The organism is Bacillus sp. J41TS8, assembly GCF_018333035.1.
Taxonomy (GTDB): domain Bacteria; phylum Bacillota; class Bacilli; order Bacillales; family Bacillaceae; genus Bacillus; species Bacillus paralicheniformis.
Genome location: NZ_BORF01000008.1, coordinates 161,118 through 180,058 on the forward strand (window position 1 = coordinate 161,118; position 18,941 = coordinate 180,058).

19 protein-coding genes and 2 pseudogenes are annotated in these 18,941 nt (G+C 39.8%); all 21 read right to left on the reverse strand.

Features of this window, described 5'->3' with window-relative positions; translation table 11 throughout:
- Positions 1–74: 74 nt before the first annotated feature.
- The 21 genes and pseudogenes from KI350_RS12985 to ureE all read right to left on the reverse strand — a co-directional run bounded on the left by KI350_RS12985 (position 75) and on the right by ureE (position 18,937).
- Positions 75–1,511 (reverse strand): DUF6179 domain-containing protein, encoded by a 1,437-nt coding sequence (locus tag KI350_RS12985; protein ID WP_145685449.1) that lies wholly within the window; start codon positions 1,509–1,511, stop codon positions 75–77.
- A gap of 1 nt (position 1,512) precedes the next feature.
- The gene (locus KI350_RS12990; protein WP_020451555.1) at positions 1,513–1,980 is read right to left on the reverse strand and encodes a DUF6323 family protein; all 468 of its coding nucleotides are present in this window, start codon (positions 1,978–1,980) and stop codon (positions 1,513–1,515) included.
- Positions 1,981–3,056: 1,076 nt separating this feature from the next.
- Positions 3,057–3,260: a hypothetical protein gene (locus tag KI350_RS12995; RefSeq protein ID WP_023857616.1), complete on the reverse strand. Its 204-nt coding sequence runs from the start codon at positions 3,258–3,260 to the stop codon at positions 3,057–3,059.
- A 358-nt stretch (positions 3,261–3,618) separates the two neighbouring features.
- Positions 3,619–3,915 (reverse strand): annotated as a pseudogene (locus KI350_RS13000) (type I glutamate--ammonia ligase); the annotation flags it as partial.
- A gap of 394 nt (positions 3,916–4,309) precedes the next feature.
- Positions 4,310–4,897, reverse strand: a complete 588-nt coding sequence (locus tag KI350_RS13005; RefSeq protein WP_026579670.1) for a hypothetical protein — start codon at positions 4,895–4,897, stop codon at positions 4,310–4,312.
- A gap of 157 nt (positions 4,898–5,054) precedes the next feature.
- Positions 5,055–5,414 (reverse strand): annotated as a pseudogene (locus KI350_RS13010) (peptidoglycan-binding domain-containing protein); the annotation flags it as partial.
- Positions 5,415–5,866: 452 nt separating this feature from the next.
- Positions 5,867–7,201, reverse strand: a complete 1,335-nt coding sequence (glnA, locus tag KI350_RS13015) for a type I glutamate--ammonia ligase (protein WP_020451550.1) — start codon at positions 7,199–7,201, stop codon at positions 5,867–5,869.
- 56 nt (positions 7,202–7,257) lie between these two features.
- Complete coding sequence (locus tag KI350_RS13020; protein WP_003182143.1) at positions 7,258–7,665, reverse strand: MerR family transcriptional regulator; 408 nt, start codon at positions 7,663–7,665, stop codon at positions 7,258–7,260.
- Between the two features lie 102 nt (positions 7,666–7,767).
- Positions 7,768–9,033, reverse strand: a complete 1,266-nt coding sequence (locus KI350_RS13025) for a methionine gamma-lyase family protein (protein WP_143261091.1) — start codon at positions 9,031–9,033, stop codon at positions 7,768–7,770.
- 18 nt (positions 9,034–9,051) lie between these two features.
- Entirely contained in the window at positions 9,052–10,314 is a 1,263-nt protein-coding gene (hflX, locus tag KI350_RS13030) for a GTPase HflX (protein WP_101560873.1), read from the reverse strand.
- A 103-nt stretch (positions 10,315–10,417) separates the two neighbouring features.
- Positions 10,418–11,383, reverse strand: a complete 966-nt coding sequence (gene spoVK, locus KI350_RS13035) for a stage V sporulation protein K (RefSeq protein WP_003182136.1) — start codon at positions 11,381–11,383, stop codon at positions 10,418–10,420.
- Between the two features lie 554 nt (positions 11,384–11,937).
- Positions 11,938–12,315: a hypothetical protein gene (locus KI350_RS13040; protein WP_103750441.1), complete on the reverse strand. Its 378-nt coding sequence runs from the start codon at positions 12,313–12,315 to the stop codon at positions 11,938–11,940.
- A 33-nt stretch (positions 12,316–12,348) separates the two neighbouring features.
- The gene (locus KI350_RS13045; RefSeq protein ID WP_023857627.1) at positions 12,349–12,504 is read right to left on the reverse strand and encodes a hypothetical protein; all 156 of its coding nucleotides are present in this window, start codon (positions 12,502–12,504) and stop codon (positions 12,349–12,351) included.
- Positions 12,505–12,978: 474 nt separating this feature from the next.
- Positions 12,979–13,677, reverse strand: a complete 699-nt coding sequence (locus tag KI350_RS13050; RefSeq protein ID WP_143261093.1) for a hypothetical protein — start codon at positions 13,675–13,677, stop codon at positions 12,979–12,981.
- Positions 13,678–14,116: 439 nt separating this feature from the next.
- Entirely contained in the window at positions 14,117–14,554 is a 438-nt protein-coding gene (locus KI350_RS13055) for a hypothetical protein (protein WP_059231455.1), read from the reverse strand.
- A 390-nt stretch (positions 14,555–14,944) separates the two neighbouring features.
- Positions 14,945–15,550, reverse strand: coding sequence for a PadR family transcriptional regulator (locus tag KI350_RS13060; RefSeq protein ID WP_075213761.1), 606 nt, complete (start codon positions 15,548–15,550; stop codon positions 14,945–14,947).
- Positions 15,551–15,583: 33 nt separating this feature from the next.
- Positions 15,584–16,276, reverse strand: a complete 693-nt coding sequence (locus KI350_RS13065) for a HoxN/HupN/NixA family nickel/cobalt transporter (RefSeq protein ID WP_059231450.1) — start codon at positions 16,274–16,276, stop codon at positions 15,584–15,586.
- A gap of 70 nt (positions 16,277–16,346) precedes the next feature.
- The gene (locus KI350_RS13070; protein WP_059231448.1) at positions 16,347–17,171 is read right to left on the reverse strand and encodes an urease accessory protein UreD; all 825 of its coding nucleotides are present in this window, start codon (positions 17,169–17,171) and stop codon (positions 16,347–16,349) included.
- A 1-nt stretch (position 17,172) separates the two neighbouring features.
- Complete coding sequence (ureG, locus tag KI350_RS13075) at positions 17,173–17,784, reverse strand: urease accessory protein UreG (RefSeq protein WP_059231446.1); 612 nt, start codon at positions 17,782–17,784, stop codon at positions 17,173–17,175.
- Between the two features lie 21 nt (positions 17,785–17,805).
- Positions 17,806–18,489 (reverse strand): urease accessory protein UreF, encoded by a 684-nt coding sequence (locus KI350_RS13080; RefSeq protein WP_059231444.1) that lies wholly within the window; start codon positions 18,487–18,489, stop codon positions 17,806–17,808.
- The gene (gene ureE, locus KI350_RS13085) at positions 18,482–18,937 is read right to left on the reverse strand and encodes an urease accessory protein UreE (protein WP_059231443.1); all 456 of its coding nucleotides are present in this window, start codon (positions 18,935–18,937) and stop codon (positions 18,482–18,484) included. Before ureE ends, KI350_RS13080 begins: the two co-directional genes overlap by 8 nt.
- Between the last annotated feature and the right edge of the window lie 4 nt (positions 18,938–18,941).

Here is an 18,941-nt window from a genome sequence, read left to right on the forward strand (position 1 = left end):
ATCGAGTGCTGTTATTTATCTTCGTCTTTCTTTAGACTCTCCTTTGTAAAAGAACTTATAAAAACGTCTTTAACTTAATAAAACGATATCTCCTCATAGTCAATATCATTGATGAGCTGTCCAATCGTTGCAATGCGCTCATCTTCTAATTGTTTAATAAATTTCATATAATATGTTTCCCACTCGCTCTTTGCTTCAGAGCAGTCAGCAACAATGTCAATGAAATTGAGGATTCCCCCTCTTAATTCTTCATAAAATACAATTTTCGCAAAAATGGCCAATTCAAAATTCCCAAACGTAGCAAAAAGTGCGTTATATTCGTCGTTAAACAGACATCCCGAATTTAGCAAATCCAAATAATCATGCAGTGAAACAAAATGATCGCGGATCAGCGATATTTTTTCTGCTGTGTTTTTTCTTTCCATGATGCAATCCACCAATTTCCGCATTTCAATATCACTCATGCGATCATTTTCATTTAACATTAACGCTATTGGTTTTTCTCTCTCTTCAATTTCTCTGATGATCAACATTTTGAAGCCATCAATTTCCGCAGCGTTATTTACCCTTTGAATACATTCATTGCGATACAAATTGATATAATCAGTAATCGTTTGATCTGTCTTTAAATCCCGCTGTAACCGATCAAATGCTTCGTTAATCAAGTTTGCCCTTTTATCAGCATGGCAATCACTTAACAACCGACTCAACCTGTCATATTGAACTTCAGAAATTCTGACTTGATTGGCTTCGCCCCCGGATAGCAGTGAAAAAACAGCATTGTTTATCATTAACTCAAAAATATTAAAAAGTTCTATGCGATAATTAAAGCGGCATATTCTCCCGAAGTTTGTCAAGATATACATTAGATCTTGATGGTTAAAAAAGTGACAGAATCTCGTTTCTATCAGCAGTCGCTCTAAATACTGTTTAATATAAAAAACACCTTGCAGTTCCATGTTGTCAATAGCTAAAGGATAGTCAATGCTCGCCATCGTATTTTGAGCTTCAAAAATAATATTATAATGATTCATAAATACAGGTAACGATTCGTCAATGGTTAAATTATAAGCATCAACAGGCACATCTAACTTTAATTTTTTTACGTCTTGATACAATTGTTTAGCTTCTTCAAAATAACAGTGAAGTAATTCGACACCTTTGGTATATATTTTTTTTATACTATCAGAACGTAAATGTACTATAACCTCTTCAGGTTTCTCAAAATGGAGAGCATAAGCATCTATTGCATACATGAGGGAAACCATAATCCCTTCCGCCGTTTCTGTAGTAACCGACGTACTTTCCCCTTTGGTATACTGGCCTATCAATCGTTGCAGGATTTGCATAATCTCTACCTGTATCTTGTAAGCTTTTTCGCTGGTAATAACTCCAACCCTTTGGCCTTCTTTTAGAAGCGACAACATAAATTGGCTTTGCTTTAACTTTGATTTATCAATCGTAAAATTTGAAACCAAATCATAGCGATTTAAAGTATTTTCTTTTCCCATGTTATTCATCACCTTTATATAAAGACTCACTTCTCATCGTATTTCTTCTGAAACTCTCCGCGAGTTCCTCCATTTTACTTCTTAATAACTCTAAAGACCCCGCAGAAGGTCCGTTAAAACACTCCATCATCTGATGAATCAGTTTCATGTCACCTATCTTATCTTCTGTTTCATTTCTGAGATAATAAAAAATCTCCTGAAGCTCGATTAACGTTTCGACATCATGATCCTCATCCATATAGGGTGAAGCAGCAAACACCTCAATTAATTCCTTTAGTACTTCAATCCCCAGCTCTATACGTCCATGATCATGAAGCACTTTATTTCTATAAACGATTAATGTTTTGATATCGCTGGGTGTTAAGATCAAGCCATGCTCTTTTGTTTTTTCATTTAATTCAAGCAGTTCCATCATAGGTTTTGATTGAGGGGATAATTGAATGGAATTCAAAAAACGAGATAAGTTCATAACCTCTCTTCCTTTCAAAAGCATCTTTTTTTAAAAAAACATTGACTTTTTATATCTTGTGTGCTATGATAAAATTAGGTGTTTTTTATAACAATAATTAATTTATTCTATTTACTTACATATGTCAATAGTTGTTTTTCAGCAGCATTGTTTCTTTCCCTCTTAAATCAGCTTTTTATTCCTCAAGACCAATTTAATTTCCCTTCAACTCAACAGATTTCGTTCAAAATTTTTATCTGCTTATACTTCATTCTATTAATTGTTGTGTAATTTAACTTTTCTATTTTTTGTCTTAGACCCGTAAATACCATCAGTGACGGTCCCGCCGCTTTCTGACCGTATTGCCGTCAATACCTTGCTCTCTTAGGGCTAAAGAACAGCCAACGTTTCCTGAACCTGACGTACAGCCGCTCCTTTCATTTCATGCGTTTGTCACTTTAAAGATGCCGACCAACAGTGTGTTGGATGATTTCTTTCCATTTGTACTAACTTTTTTCAAACTAAAAAGGCTGCAGCTTGCAACCTCATTTTGTTAACCTTTTTGTTTCAATGCCTCTTTCTGTTCTGGATATGATAGGTTTTCATTTCATTTTCGACAACAAAAGAAATAAAGACATTTCAATAAGGAACTCATACTAGAGAGTAAGTGAATGCCAGTGTTCATAGTGAGAACTCCGAAGGAACTATAATGTCCGAGTTGAAAACAAACGGTTTTGTTCTTCAGTCAAAGAATGAAATAAAGATGCTTATTTCATCGACATCTCAATCCTAAATGTGGTAAAATCGATGACAATGTTAACCATGAAAAGGAGGATTATGTGTATATGAGTATTATTATTTTGGCATCCATACTTTTATGGAGTGCATTAATCTATGAATTAAGTAAATCTCCAAAAAAGCAAAACAACCGAAAAATTGTATCTTTGATATCTTTGGGCTCTTTATCAACCTTAGTTATTACTATTTCGCTTTTTCAAAACCTCCCGTTTTAAAAAAATTGTTTATAACTAAATCGATCGTATATGTCGTCGGTGTGGTATTGTTATAAAAAAAATCCTTCTTGCAAGAAGGGTTTTTTATTCATTATTCTCTTCTTTATTATCCAATTCTGGAAAATCCTCAATCATTGATCGAATATCTTCAACAAATTCTTTCTCTGTATATTGACCACCCGCGTGTTTTAGATTATCCAGTTTTCCGCAAATAACCTTAAGGGTTCCCTTTGCGTGCTCTTCTTTAAGGCCGTTTACTTTGTTTATCATCTTATCCAACTCAAACATTTAATAGTTTCCCCTTCGCTTATTGTTCCCCTAAATATAACATATTCATTCCAATCAGTATTTGGTCACTTTTGCCGCGTCATTCCAAGCTGACCACACTTTTCGCCTAACACACGTGGTTTTACTCTTGGAATTCAGGTACAGACATGAAATATATTAAGAAAAGCAGCTGATGTTTACTCCCAATATCAGTAAGAAACTTGACCAAGATAGAATCGAAGATTACGAAGGTTATGTCTCATCGATTATGGAGTTAGATTGAAACTTCAAATTTTTTTGGTCATATTTTGGTCACCCAATCTTTTGACCAAAATTCAACCCCCCCCTGGCACCACTGGTGCCAGGGGGGGTTCCTAGATTAATACTGAGACATATACTGCTCGCGCTCCCAAGGATGGACTTGTGTGCGGAACATATCCCATTCGATTTCTTTTGCTTCGACGAAGTGTTCGAATAGATGGTCGCCGAGGGCTTTGACCATGACTTCGTTTGATTTGAATTCTTCGAGAGCGTCTGCGAGTGTCGCAGGAAGGTCGACGATTCCGTTTTCGAGGCGCTCTTCTTTTGTCATCACATAGATGTTGCGGTCGATCGGAGCCGGTGCTTCGAGCTTGTTTTTGATGCCGTCAAGTCCTGCTACAAACTGTATACTCAAGTCTATAGTTATCACGAAAAAATTCCTCTTTTGACAGGTGAAGATGTTACAAACGTCTCCTTTTCTATTATAAACATTTTTGGTAAAATCAAGTTGTTGGTTAAAGAATTCAAAATGTGGGAGTGACCAGCAATGCTTTTGTTTTTTGGTAAGTTTATCTTGTTCTATTTGTTCGGTACAATTGCATTCGCCCTCTTCAAAGTAATGTACTACAGTATCAGCAAAAAATTGATTACAAAAACGGCTGATGGTACAAAATTGAATTGGGCTTTAAATGTATTTGTTAAAAACGGTAAGAAATTAGATAGTAACGATTACTTCGTAATGGGTGTTTTTGCGGGTTTTTGTACGATTTATTTATAAAAGGCTCCTGGAATATTTCCAGGAGCTTTTCTTACTTCGTAGGATATCCATTATTTTTACAGAAGTCTTTAATCTTCTTATGTTTCTTTGAAAACTTTTTGCATGCTTGTTTGATCCCATGTGTATAAACATCTTTTAAAAACTGTTGTGCCACTCCCGCTAATCCAAGTGCTGTCAAAAGTGCGATTAATTCTTGCAATGAAATGTAAACAACCCAAGGTAACGCAGGCACAAACATAGGCTTGATTTGATTATCGCCTTTTACCGCAACCTGTTTCCCTTCCTCTAAAAATTTCACTTGTTCTGTTGGCAAGTTTTCATAAAACATCGCCATATTTGTTACCTGATCTACAGCAAAACCAATTTGGATTGCTTTTTGACGGTCTACAGAATATGTAAAATTCTCATTGGTTTTCAATGCTTCTTCTACAAACTTTTTCGATTTTTCCATGTCTTTTTCATCAACATTTTGCACGACATTGCTAACTTCTTGATGATTGATCAAACTTTCTGTTGCATTTTTTGCTTGTACGGTAGCCGCTGGCGTAGTCAATACTACTGTGGTTAGAAGTGCAAATGCTGAAAGAACCATTAACACCCTAGCCTTCATACTTTTCATACCAAAAACAACCTCCTATAGTTTATATTTACAAGTAATATATTAACATATAAACCAACTATTTGGAACCGCTGTTTTTAAGAATTTTACAAACTTTTAATTTTCTATCTGATAAAAGGTTAGTATAAGAAGGCCCTCAAGATAGAAGACCTTGTCTTCACTTCAATAATGATTCGAGTTTTGCCTTCGTTTTTGGCCCGTAAATACCGTCAACAGACAGCCCATGCATCAGCTAGAACCGTTTGACCGCGTTCGCTGTCTTCGGTCCGTAATAACCATCTATGCCGTTGTTTTTTGCTCCTTTGTCTGGATAGAAATAAAGTGATGCCAGCGCCTCTTGAATCTGCCGGACGGCCGTCCCTTTCATCAGTGGTCTTTTCACCTTATAGATGCCAGACGGCAGCGGGTAGGATGATTTTTTGCCGTTTGAGGAAGGCTTTTTCTTTTTCGCTTCAATAGCTACGAGCGCTTTTTCTGTAGCCGGTCCGTAAATTCCATCCAACGCGATACCCGCCTTCTTTTGCAGAGCTTTAACAGCTTGCACAGATTCATCCCCTTAAGACCCATCGGCCCCGTATTTCGGCAGAAAGAAGCCAGCGGCATTCAAGCGTTTCTGCAGCGACTTGACCTTGGAACCGGACGACCCTTTTTTCCAGAATGGTCCCTGTGGATTTGCTTGACTGGCTCGTAGATGATGTTGTCTTTGACACAGTTTTATTCCCAAACAGAGCATTAACTTTTTTCCTGAATGCCGCCAGATGGCTTGAATCGCTTACCGACGGAGCCGGACAGGATCGACATGGATTCAATGAATAGATATAAGAGTATATCTCCACGATAATGGAGTAATTTTTTTATTGATTTTTTGTGGGTGATTTGTGGGTGATTAATGTTCCCTCTTAAAATATTAGAAACACCCACAAAAACAAAAAACCCCCTGACACCACCGGTGCCAAGGGGATTCCTAAATTAATACTGAGACATATACTGTTCGCGCTCCCAAGGGTGGACTTGTGTGCGGAACATATCCCATTCGATTTCTTTTGCTTCGACGAAGTGTTCGAATAGATGGTCGCCGAGGGCTTTGACCATGACTTCGTTTGATTTGAATTCTTCGAGAGCGTCTGCGAGTGTCGCAGGAAGGTCGACGATTCCGTTTTCGAGGCGCTCTTCTTTTGTCATGACATAGATGTTGCGGTCGATCGGAGCCGGTGCTTCAAGCTTGTTTTTGATGCCGTCAAGTCCTGCTGCAAGAAGTACGCTCAAAGCAAGGTACGGGTTCGCAGAAGGGTCTACGCTTCTGACTTCTACGCGCGTGCTGATGCCGCGGGAAGCCGGGATACGGATCAATGGGCTTCTGTTTTGCGCGCTCCATGCCACATAGCAAGGTGCTTCATAGCCTGGAACTAGGCGCTTGTAAGAGTTGACAGTCGGGTTTGTCACAGCTGTGAAGCTTGTTGCGTGCTTGACGATGCCGGCGATGAATTGCTTTGCCGTTTCACTCAGCTGAAGGTCAGTGTCTTTGTCAAAGAAAGCGTTGGCGCCGTTTCGGAAGAGTGATAGATTGCAGTGCATGCCTGATCCGTTTACGCCGAACAACGGTTTTGGCATGAATGTTGCGTGCAGGCCATGTTTGCGCGCGATTGTTTTAACGACGAGCTTGAACGTTTGGATATCATCGCAAGCGCGGATGGCTCCAGCGTATTTGAAGTCGATCTCGTGCTGTCCAGGTGCAACTTCGTGGTGAGACGCTTCGATTTCAAAACCCATTTCTTCGAGCTCAAGTACGATGTCGCGGCGGCAGTTTTCGCCAAGGTCAGTCGGCGCAAGGTCGAAGTATCCGCCTTTGTCGTTCAGTTCAAGGGTAGGCTCGCCTTTTTCGTCAAGCTTGAACAGGAAGAATTCCGGCTCCGGTCCAAGATTGAAATCTGAGAAGCCCATGTCTTCCATTTCTTTCAAAATGCGCTTCAAGTTGTTGCGCGGATCGCCTTGAAACGGCGTGCCGTCCGGATTATAAATATCGCAGATGAAGCGGGCTACTTTACCTTTTTCGGCGGTCCACGGGAAAATCACAAATGTATCTAAATCAGGGTACAAGTACATATCGGATTCTTCAATGCGGACGAATCCTTCGATTGAAGAGCCGTCGAACATAACCTTATTATCAAGTGCTTTTTCCAGCTGGCTCACAGGAATTTCAACGTTTTTAATCGTTCCAAGAATGTCTGTAAACTGAAGGCGAATATATTTTACATTCTCCTCATTTACTAGTTTAACAATATCGTCTCTTGTATACTTTGCCATTCGTAAAACTCCTCCTCTAAAAGGTAAATGTATATAGCAATGCAGTTGCTAACAAATTAATGAAAAAACCTGGACATGTCTCCCTGGCGGAATGTCGTCCCTCTTTGGAAACGGCCTGCTTGGATAAGCTCGTTTTTCAGCAGTTTTCTCAGTTCTTCATCCGACAAGTTGTGTTTCTCTGCTTTTTTCGGCTTGTCTTGTTTGTCTTCTTTTTGTTCGTTTTCTGTTTTGGCGAAAATTTGTTTGATCCCCGCCATGTTTACACCTTGTTCGATCAAATCTTTAATTTCGAGCAGCTTATCTACATCATGGAATGAAAATAAACGTCTGTTCCCTTCACTTCTTGCAGGAAATACCAGTCCATTTTCCTCATAATACCGAATTTGTCTTGCAGACAGTTCGGTCAGTTGCATGACGATACCTATCGGAAATAAGGGCATTGAGCGGCGAATTTTATCACTCATCTCAATTTCCTCCTTTTCTTATATAAATTTATTATATGTTATGTTATATAATGTGTCAACACGATGTAAGGATTCTTTACATGAAAATATTCTTTATTTTCTTTACATTAACCCCTGCTTCATGAGCGCATCCCCAGCACTGCATATCGCATTCTTCACATGGGAATAGGTTAATCCGCCTTGGACATATGCCACATAAGGCGGTCTTATAGGGCCATCCGCTGATAGTTCAATGCTTGCTCCCTGTACAAAAGTGCCGGCCGCCATAATGACATCGTCTTCATAGCCCGGCATATAGCTCGGATATGGTGTCACATGGGCGTTGACAGGAGAAGCGTACTGAATGGCCTGACAAAACGCGATCATCTGCTCCGGGTTGGAAAATTCGACAGACTGGATCAAATCGGTCCGCTTGCTGTCCCACGAAGGATTCGTCCTAAAGCCGAGTTTTTCAAGAAAACGGGCTGTGAACACGGCTCCTTTTAATGCCTGGGAGACGACATGCGGCGCAAGGAAAAAGCCCTGGTACATCTCCTGAAGGGTGTACAACGACGCACCGGCTTCACTGCCGATTCCAGGTGATGTCATTCTGTAGGAGCAGGCTTTCACCCATTTTTCCTTGCCGGCGATATAGCCGCCCGTTTTGGCGAGGCCGCCTCCCGGGTTTTTAATCAGCGAGCCTGCCATCAGATCCGCTCCAACATGGCACGGCTCACGCTCTTCTACAAATTCGCCGTAACAGTTGTCGACGAAAACGATGATGTTCTCGTTTATTTCTTTAACAAAGCGAATCATCTTCTCAATCTCATCAATTGTAAAAGACGGACGGTCTGCGTATCCTTTTGAGCGCTGGATTCCGACGACCTTTGTCTGCGGTGTGACGGACTCTGCCACGCGGTCAAAATCAACGGCTCCTTCTTCAGTCAGCTCGACATGGCTGTATCCGATCTGGAAATCTTTCAAAGACCCCGAGTTTTCCTCACCTCTGACGCCGACAATCTCTTCGAGGGTATCGTACGGTTTGCCTGTGATGTAAAGAAGTTCATCTCCCGGACGGAGAACGCCGAATAAAGCAATTGATATCGCATGGGTTCCCGAGATGATCTGCGGTCTGACAAGGGCCGCTTCACCGCCGAAGACGTCGGCATAGACTTTTTCCAGCGTATCGCGGCCGATGTCATCGTAGCCGTAGCCAGTCGATGGTGTGAAATGCGTATCCGATACTTTGTGCTTTCTGTAGCTTTCAAGCACCCTCCACTCATTTCGTTCACTGATTTCATCAATTGTTTTATGGATTTGAGCGATATCGGTTTCAGCCTCTACCGCCGTTTTCTTTAGTAGATCTCCGTGTTTTAATGTCTCAAACATGTTCTGCAGTGTCCTTTCCTACATATACTTCTTCAGCTCTCCCAAAATGTTTTGGTCAGGGAGAATATATCCTTCCACGTCATATGCTTCGCGATCTTCGTCAAAAATGGTGCTGTTCGTCATTGTCTCAGACTTGATTCTCGACAACAGCCTTCCTTCTGAAGCAGGAATCCTTACATCATACGGAACGAGCAGTTCCTTTTTCAGATAGTCTTCAACCGCCTGCTTAAACAGCGGCAAGTCTCCGTCTATTTTGGCGCTCGTCATGATATGCCCTCTCCCTGAAGAAGGGATGAAATCCGGCCGCTTCCGGTCTCTTTTATTATAGACGGTTAAAACGGGAATATCGTCGGCTTCAAGTTCTTCAAGAAGGCGCTTGACCGTCGCTTCGTGGCCCTCGTAGTCTTCGTGTGAAGAATCGATCATATGAAGAATCAGATCGGCTTCTTTTACTTCTTCGAGCGTCGATCTGAAAGCCGCGATCAAAGTCGTCGGCAGATCCTGAATAAACCCGACCGTATCTGAGAGCAGCACGCTGTATCCGCTCGGCAGCGTCATTTTGCGGGTCATCGGGTCAAGTGTGGCAAACAGCAGGTTTTCTTCATAGCTGTCGGCGTCTGTAAGCCTGTTAAACCATGTCGATTTCCCTGCATTGGTGTAGCCGACGAGCGCGATTTGCAGTACGCCGTTTTTCTTTCTTCTTTCTCTGTATCTGCTTCTGTGGCGAATGACGGTAGACAGCTGAACATTGATTTCATGAATCCGGTTTCGGATATGACGCCGGTCGGTTTCCAGCTTTGTCTCCCCTGGGCCTCTTGTTCCGATTCCGCCGCCTTGCCTTGACAGGTTGATTCCCTGGCCGCTTAACCGCGGGAGGGCGTATTGCAGCTGCGCCAGCTCAATTTGCAGCTTTCCTTCCCTTGTCCGCGCGCGTTTGGCGAAAATATCGAGGATCAACTGCGTCCTATCGATAATTTTCACGTCAAGCGTTGTGACAAGCGCTTTCAGCTGACTCGGCGACAATTCATCATTAAAAATTAAAACATCGGGCGACAGCTCTTCACAGAGCACCGACAATTCATCTACTTTTCCTTTTCCGATATATGTAGCAGCATCCACACGGTTCCGCTTCTGCGTGACCGTGGAAACAACCGTTCCATCGGCCGTTTTCGTCAGCGCGGCGAGCTCTTCCATCGAGTATGAAAAACGCTCATCAGATACGTGCGGAAGCTGGCATCCGACTAATATGGCTTTCTCTTTCATGACTTCCTGTCCGTTCAAATGATCATGTTCCTTTCTTAACGTTAGTCAATAAGCAGTACTATCATAACAAACGGAGGGAGCGGTTGCCAGAAATCCTCGAAAATAAAAAAAGAACGCGCCATTATACGTGCGGCGCGTCTTCCTTCAAGTCGAGATCCTGGCTTTTAATGGTTATCAGATCATTCTTTAAATAGCAGTCTCCCATCAGTAGTCTCATCGCCTGCGACCGGATGGATTTTTCGATCAGGTTGCGGACGAAGCGGCCGTTGCTGAACTTCGCGGGGCTGACCGTGCTTTTGACGGCCATCAGATGGTCTTTCAGCTTCCATTCGGCCTCAGGGCTGAACTGATATTCCCTTTCCGCCATCATCCGTTTCGCAATGTCCATCAGCTGGCTGACTGAGTAATCGGGAAAATCGATGCTGATCGGAAACCTTGACTGAAGGCCTGGATTTAATGAAAGAAAATGATCCATTTCCCGCGAATATCCGGCGAGGATTAAAATAAATTCGTTCCGCTTATCTTCCATATGTTTGACTAATGTATCGATTGCCTCCTTGCCGAAGTCTTTCTCTCCGCCTCTGGCAAGGGAATAGGCTTCATCAATGAACAGGATTCCGCCCATCGCTTTTTTGATTAAATCCCTCGTTTTTTGCGCCGTATGACCGATGTACTCACCGACAAGATCGGCGCGCTCCGCCTCGATCAGATGGCCTTTTGAGAGAACATTCATCTCGTAAAAAAGCCTGCCGATCAGCCTGGCGACGGTCGTTTTTCCGGTTCCCGGGTTTCCTTTGAACATCATGTGTAGCGCCTGTTTTCCGGCTTTAAGGCCTTGTTCTTCGCGCTTTTTATTGACGAAAATCCAGGCGTAGATTTCCTTAATATTGCGCTTCATTTCCTCCATCCCGACCAGCGTGTTCATTTCCCTTTCAATTTCCTTCAGAATGCTGTGTTTGGCTTCATTTTTTTGCAGTGCGGCCTGATATTCGGCTTCAGCCTCTGAATTGGCCAAAACCTGCTTTTGACCGTTCAGTATGATATTGATTTGTCCGTTGTTTTTATAAGTAACAGCCCTTTCCAACACACTCACCTCACCATTCTCTCTTTATATCCTATTCATGGCGCGCTTAAGCCGTGACAGACGCCCACATGACTGCGCATTCCGATGTTTTTTGAGAAGGACGGGGCAGGTCTTGTTGAAACCTGCGCTTTCCCGAGAAATACTTTATTTCTTATTGTATTCAGGTAAGCTGTGCGGACAAACCAATTTTTTATTTCTGTTTGCTTTTTTGGTGAATGCTTAACGGGTTGACATGTTAGATTGGAAGAAAATGATGAATGATGAGGACCTTTGGAAAATGGATCCAGTCAGTCTGAAGATTGTTGCGGCTGTTGCTCAGCTCAGTTCTTTCATCTTCTCTTTGTTAGCTTTTGATTGAGTAAATCCTAAGTGATGAAATGCGTGGCAATTAACGCATATTAAATCAAGATCAATTACTTTTACTACAGATTAGCAACAGGATGACAATTGTTTATTATTATTAGTTTTAATCTAATGAAACAATTAATTATTGAGATTTGAGTATTTACTTTCATTATATCTTTAAGCTTTCTAATATCTAGATAAAACGATGGTTTTTATTCGCATTCATTGTATTCAAGATATAAGTTAAGCCATTCTTCTTCCTCTGGGAATGGCTCCTTATTTGTACGATACCATCCATTAAAATATGCTACCAAATGCATCATTATCTCTTCTGCTCGTCCTTTAGAATCCATTCCTAATTGAGTAAAACCATTTTTGCTGCTTAATGGATCTTTATCTCCTGGTTTATCGAACTGAACAAGAGCTATATAATATCTTCTGAGTCTGTACCAAAAGGTAATGCTTCCCCCGGAATGGTCTCCAAAATGCATTACATCTACTTTCGGCTTAAAGCCTCTTAATCTTAAATAATCAGCGATTTCTTCAGCACCAAATTCTTGATCTATTTGCCCTCTTTCTTTGAGTACCAAAATTAACCCCTCTACGTAAAATGATTATTAGAGCTAAAATTCATCAATTATTAAATTTAAAGCAATAAACAACAGAACAATTGCTATTACAATAATTGTTTCGATAGTATAGGTTCTGTGATTTTTCTTCTTTTTCATTTCCTCCCTATATTTTTCTTGAAGCTCTTTCCTCTTCTCATCCATTTTCATTATTAGGCTCCCCTTTCGCCAAAACCAAAGTATGAACCTATTTTCGAGTCGTCTAAACAATGGGCACTTAAGAAACTAAAACGTAAGACATACGAAACCTGTGTTTTGGTTCCATTATACAACAAAGGAAAGAATTATTGGCCAAACTGAGAAACAAATAATATGATTCCTATCCCTGCGCTCATCGCACCAAAAAGATTAAATCATCGTAAAGTCGAAACTTATATCTGAAGGTGATTTAATGGAGAATCGGAATCTCTAGACAACTAAAAAGCGCAGCAACAACAATAAACCCTAAGATTAGCTGCCATCCTTGTTTAGCCCACCAAATCACGTATAATCCTCCTTAAAATGTTTTAGACCCTATTCAGTTCGTTTATTTAAAATTAAAGCTTGCAATTAATTAAAAAATGTGCAGTCAATGGATACTTGTTGCAGCATTTCATTTCCTTAGCTGTGTCCTTTTTCATATTGTTATTTTTCATAATAATAAGCTTTGACCCAATAATAGTTTCTACCCTTATTTTCACACCATTCAACAAATCCTTTTGATTGCCCTTCTTTAAACATCACCCAGTCATTCAATAGATCTTGATAATAGTTAAGTGCTTCGTTATTGTTTTTTCTTGTTTGTTCACATTCTACTTTGTTATTTAACTGCCGGGACTTAGCAAGAAGTACTGTATCTTCTTTAATATCGCCAAGATATAAATCTTCAGATATATGATGAAATGAATACCAAAGAGCATTCAAATAAATATCGATTAGCGTTAATAGGGATAATTGTTCATTGCTGCCACCACGTCTAAGTGCGTTGTTTAAGTAATCGACACGTTTTTCAGTATTTAAAAACACGCCATACCATCTATATGGTCTTGAATCTTCGGGATTACTCTTCATCCATCTCTCAAGTAAAGGCTTCAAAAGTTCCTCCTCCAAAGGATAAACGAGTATATGATGAATATTATCTGATTCTTCAAATAAGGCAAATAGCCAACTGGCAAAATGCTGTTGTACATTATTATCCCACGTCTTTGCTTCATCAATAAAGGCGGACAATGCTTTAAAGGATTCCTTTCGCAACCCTTTTTCTTTGAGGAAACAAAACTTTTTAAATAATGGATATGCATCCAATCTGTCATTTTTTAAGACATTTTTTAAGACATTTACCATTTTCACATCTCTCTTTGCTCAGAATAAAACCGTAATTTTTATTCAAAATCTCACTTTTTTGTTCGAAAATGAACAATAATTAATATTACACCTAAGATCATTAACAATACAGGATAAAATAACACAGATGATTGAAAATAAGCTGAAGTCTCTTCATCACTAATCCCATCAATCACATAATTAGGAAAAGCAACAGATAACAACTGTACAGAAAATAACATTGATAGCCCCAGCAAACACGACATGAATCCTGATATAAAGTACATTTATAACCTCCAAAAAATAAAATAATTCCCTTCACTAGAATGCTATCTTCCCCAAAGTTTCCGTTAGTCTCTCTCTGATACTGACTAGTGTTTCAAGTTCATGTTAAGCGCTATATAATTCAGCATCAAAATATCCTTTTGCATATTCATTAAAAGCCTTCATATTTATTTTCCTACTTTTTCGAAGATCGTGATTTATACTCTCTTCTAATAGATGATTTTTTTACCCACCATTGAGTGCCCTTATTAGACCCGCTTAATACTTCTATTAATGCCAAGTTATCTTCTTCTAAAATTTTTATAATTTTTATTCTTTGATGCTTTGAAATAGTAATTGTCTCCCCTTCAACGTTGAATAAATTACCGGAGTTTTTCTCTAAATTCTCAATAGAATTAGCACCTGTAATAGACTGTCCGAGCCGTAATTCATCCCCTGCTTTATCGTCTCCTCCACTCCCAATCACGTATAGAGCTGCCATTACTACAAAAACCAAAAGAACGCCAGCAATTCCATAAAGCGCTTTTTTTATGAGTTCTATTAATTTATCTACGAAGTTGATTATTGGATTATTTATATATTGGTGTTGTCTGTTTTTCACTCGTGATTGCATTCTGCCCTCTTCTTTCTTATTTTCTTTATTGCGTCATGGTGATCATTAGGGTACTCAATATAGCTTCCGTCATTCCCTGAACAGCAAATGTCTTTTCCCCAATCATCTTCAGTTCCCCTTCAGTCTCGTTTTCATCACCAAACCATGTAACCCGATTCTCATTTAAAAACACCTCCAAGTCTTATTTCGGATTAGATCGATCCGATTTCAAACTCGAAGGTGTTTTTTATTTGTCTCATCTTGCGGGGCAGTCCCCTCGTTTGTTTAACAAAAATGGCACGTTTCGTTTTTCTGCACCATTAGTTTTTTGAACGCGAGCGTGAATATGCGGCGTTCTCACTGTGTTATATTGAGGCGCCTTATCTTATGTACGTGACATTCGTTTTCTGTCTAGATAAGCAGTGCCGCTCCATTAATCCCTTCTACACTGACATAACACAGAAAGGGAAAATTAAATTTCTTATCTTTTATTAGATTTAATACCTTTTGACACCATGTTTTTTCTTCTTTAGCCAGTCTGAATTTGCGATCAATCAAGATATAACGGCCAAAGTTTTTTGACATGCTATCTGAGTCCTTGTTTTTTTCTAGCTCCGCCATTTTTTTCAATTGGGTATCAATTGTTTTTTCTAAATTTCTGATTCGATCCTGAATTAATTTTAGAGAATCTTCCTCTTCCAACAGCCAAATCGAATATACTTTAATAAGAAATTCGTCCCTATTTATTGGATCTGCAGGAGATACGACGATCCAATCTTCTAATGCTTCTTTTCCCTTTTCAGTAATGGAATAAATTTTTTTATCAGGTTTCCCTATTTGTTCTACATGCTCGTATTCAAGAAATTCTTCTTGTTTCATTTTATTTAGCAAAGGATATATTTGACTATGTTTTGCCGGCCACACTACCTCGAGGTACTGAACTAACTCATATCCTGAACAAGGTTTTCTGCCGAGAACGCTTAGAATGGCATATCCTAAAGTATTTATATCATTCACCTCAATCTTAATGGCGGTTACTTTATACTATTTTTAAATCCAAAGGTTAAACAAGCCCTCATTAATACCCAAGTTATACATATAGTATACACCAAAAACAGCACTTATTACACCCGTCGTTATCCCTAGTGTTCCGCTGATTGCCCCTCGCTTCTTACTCAGCACAAAGGGAATTCCAATGATTGTTGTAAAGAAAAGCATACCAATAACTGTTCCGGCGCCGAATATAAGAATATATATTGCCGCTTCCCCCACACTCTTTACGGTACTTATCGTTAATAAGACCATGGCCCCGCTTCCGGCCAGACCATGAACTAAACCGATGAATGTTGATCTTAAGTATGTTACCTTTTTATGGCGGTGTTTATGGTCACCGCTGCTTTGATGGGTGTGGAGATGTTGATGTTGATGCGTATGTACATGGCTATTCTTGAAAGACAGAATCGTTTTAACCCCTAAATAAACAAGCATAATTCCTACTAAAAATTCTAAGGACATCGACCACTTTTCTGATATTTGCCCCTTCATTACAATGACAATGATTCCAACTATAAATAATGTTACCGTATGGCCTATGCCCCAAAATATGCCCGCTAAAGAAGCTTGCCATAACTTTTTACTTTGGCTTGCAATTGTCGATACCGCAATCACATGGTCGGGTTCAATCGCATGCTTGATTCCTAAAATTAATGCCAACATTAAAACCGAGAATAATGTGCCTTCCACAAAATACATCTCCTTTTAGCTTGAATCTGAAAAAAACCAACAATTGAACAGTTGCTGGTTTTTTTCACCGTTAATATTTTCTTAAAAAACTCGGGGTTTTGTTAAACCATACTTGGTTGAGAATATGATGAAATTCGGAAAACAGACTTTCGATGATCTGTGTTTGATTTGCTAATACCCGTACGGAAAATCCAGGGACAGCCAATAAAGATATGCCTATTTTATATTCTTTTGTCTGAGTATCAACGGCCTGATATAAACGATCAAGAAGGTCAAGATCTACTTTTTCATTGATCACAATCATGGAACCTAAATGAGAATAGCCTTCCATTAAACCGAGACCATCGATATTTTGTTTAGCTGGGCATAGTTTGATATGGTCATAGACTGCCAGCTCATTTTCCATATAGATTTCATTAATGAATTGAAGCGTATCATAGGTAAACTTTTCTCCACTGGGAGACCAGCCAGGAGTCACAATATCTGAATAAAGGAACGTACATCCTTTTTCAATATATACTACATTTTTTTGTTTATACCGTGCATTTTGATAGCCGATAAGCGGATCGGGAATGTACTCAAGATAACTGCCTTCCTTAAGGTTAAATTCAGTTTCCTGATATGCATGTGTATGCGGTGTCTTATATATTTTAGTTGCCGATTGGGTTGTTAATGTTAACCTTGCTTGTTTCTCCAGTGAAATCTTCATTTGATAGCGATCACCGTCTAAATAACCGCCGCCGGGGTTTAAAATGTAATAACAGGCTTGTCCTGATTCATCATGATAAATAGGACGCATGACTTTATACGCCCCTTGAAAATACACATTTTTCGCTATGGTCTTTCCATTTTTTTCTTCAGCGCTCAAACGCAAAACGCCTGTCCAGTCCCCCATCTTACTCCAGTCCTTTTAATAGTGCATTTTCCTTAATCCAGTCAATGACTTGATCAAGACCTTCATTCGTTTTTAAATTTGTAAAAGCGAATGGCTTGTCTCCGCGGAAAACCTTCGTATCAGATGCCATAACATCCAGATTTGCTCCAACGAAAGGCGCTAAATCTGTTTTATTGATGATAAATAAATCAGATTTAATCATTCCTTGACCGCCTTTTCGCGGTATTTTCTCCCCTTGGGCCACATCAATAATATAGATTGAAAAGTCAACAAGTTCAGGGCTGAATGTGGCTGCCAGATTATCCCCGCCGCTTTCAACGAAAATAAGTTCAACGTCTGGATTCTTCTTCACTAGCTCATCAATGGCTGCAAAGTTCATTGATGCGTCTTCGCGTATTGCCGTATGAGGGCATCCGCCTGTTTCCACACCTATAATGCGATCTGCGGGAAGCACTCCGTTGTTCATTAAAAATTTGGCATCTTCTTTTGTATAAATGTCGTTTGTCACAACTGCCATACTCATTTCATCTTGTAAATGCCGGGTTATTTTTTCGACTAACATCGTTTTCCCTGCTCCTACAGGTCCTCCTACACCGATCCTAACTGGATTCATACCTAACACTTCCTTTTTTTATTAAGACATGAAAATACGAATATTTACACGCTCGTGCATCATCTGAGATAATTCCAAACCGGGGGAAACAATCCCAAATTCTTCTTCATGTAAACTTTGAATTTTTTCTGTTGCTTCGATTAAAACAGTCTGAAATTCTTGAATTGTCTTTTGACCTGCCACTTGCCCCAGAGGGACAGCGCGTACCGCATTTTGGACAAGATTTGAGACTGCAGAATACAAATAGTACAAAGTAGTCGTTGATGAAGGGACACCAAGATGATGACCTACAATCGTAAATACAATGGAGGGATGGCCAAACGATTGCTTTTGATCTATACGCTCCCGATATGTTGAAAGAATGGGTATCTCATATAGGGATTCAATAAGATTTAACATCCGCTCGCCCATCCTTTGGGTTCCTTCTCTTGTTTCACGCGGCAAATTTTGAACAGTCAACATGCGATCTAATTTCCATACTGTTTGTAAATCTTCATTCTCTAACGCTTCATATACTAGGCGGGATGCCAACCCATCAGAATAAATAAGCTGCTCGTTTACATATGTATGAAGCCATTGTACGAACGTTGCTTGATCATAGACTTTATCTTCTTGAATATAGGTCTCAAGACCATACGAATGACTAAAAGCCCCGATAGGGAAATTTGAATCGCATAGTTGGAGTAAAGATAGAATATTAATCATGGCTATGGCCGATATGGCGGAAAGCCTGTTTTACTTTTCGGTCTTCACGTTTATATGGAATTTGCATGTCTTGAAGTAACTCTTCTACAAGATAATCATATTGAACAAGCATTTCGTCCTCTTCAAACTGCGCCGGCAGGTGGCGATTTCCTAATTGATGAGCGATCGTTCCCATTTCATTCAAAGTGCGCGGTTTGATGACTAATAAATCATCGGATAATACATCGATAACGATCATATTTTGATCATTCATATACAAAACATCACCAGCGACAAGGTCACACGGTTCTTTTAAGCGTATTCCAATTTCGTTGCCATGATCTGTTTTCACCCGTTGGATTCGTTTTACCAAATGAGCACTTTCGAGGTAAACTTTTTCAATATGACGTTTTTCAATTTCCTCTTTTTCCATGTTTTCAATATTTGTTACGATTTGTTCAATTATCATGACT

Coding starts and splice junctions, on each gene's coding strand:
- glnA (WP_020451550.1), bottom strand. CDS start 7,201: ATGGCAAAGTATACAAGAGACGATATTGTTAAACTAGTAAATGAGGAG.
- ureG (WP_059231446.1), bottom strand. CDS start 17,784: ATGAATCCAGTTAGGATCGGTGTAGGAGGACCTGTAGGAGCAGGGAAA.
- KI350_RS13025 (WP_143261091.1), bottom strand. CDS start 9,033: ATGTTTGAGACATTAAAACACGGAGATCTACTAAAGAAAACGGCGGTA.
- KI350_RS13020 (WP_003182143.1), bottom strand. CDS start 7,665: ATGAGTGATAAAATTCGCCGCTCAATGCCCTTATTTCCGATAGGTATC.
- ureE (WP_059231443.1), bottom strand. CDS start 18,937: ATGATAATTGAACAAATCGTAACAAATATTGAAAACATGGAAAAAGAG.
- KI350_RS13080 (WP_059231444.1), bottom strand. CDS start 18,489: ATGATTAATATTCTATCTTTACTCCAACTATGCGATTCAAATTTCCCT.
- KI350_RS12995 (WP_023857616.1), bottom strand. CDS start 3,260: ATGTTTGAGTTGGATAAGATGATAAACAAAGTAAACGGCCTTAAAGAA.
- KI350_RS13045 (WP_023857627.1), bottom strand. CDS start 12,504: ATGAAAATGGATGAGAAGAGGAAAGAGCTTCAAGAAAAATATAGGGAG.
- KI350_RS13050 (WP_143261093.1), bottom strand. CDS start 13,677: ATGGTAAATGTCTTAAAAAATGTCTTAAAAAATGACAGATTGGATGCA.
- KI350_RS12985 (WP_145685449.1), bottom strand. CDS start 1,511: ATGGGAAAAGAAAATACTTTAAATCGCTATGATTTGGTTTCAAATTTT.
- KI350_RS12990 (WP_020451555.1), bottom strand. CDS start 1,980: ATGAACTTATCTCGTTTTTTGAATTCCATTCAATTATCCCCTCAATCA.
- KI350_RS13070 (WP_059231448.1), bottom strand. CDS start 17,171: ATGGGGGACTGGACAGGCGTTTTGCGTTTGAGCGCTGAAGAAAAAAAT.
- KI350_RS13055 (WP_059231455.1), bottom strand. CDS start 14,554: ATGCAATCACGAGTGAAAAACAGACAACACCAATATATAAATAATCCA.
- KI350_RS13005 (WP_026579670.1), bottom strand. CDS start 4,897: ATGAAAAGTATGAAGGCTAGGGTGTTAATGGTTCTTTCAGCATTTGCA.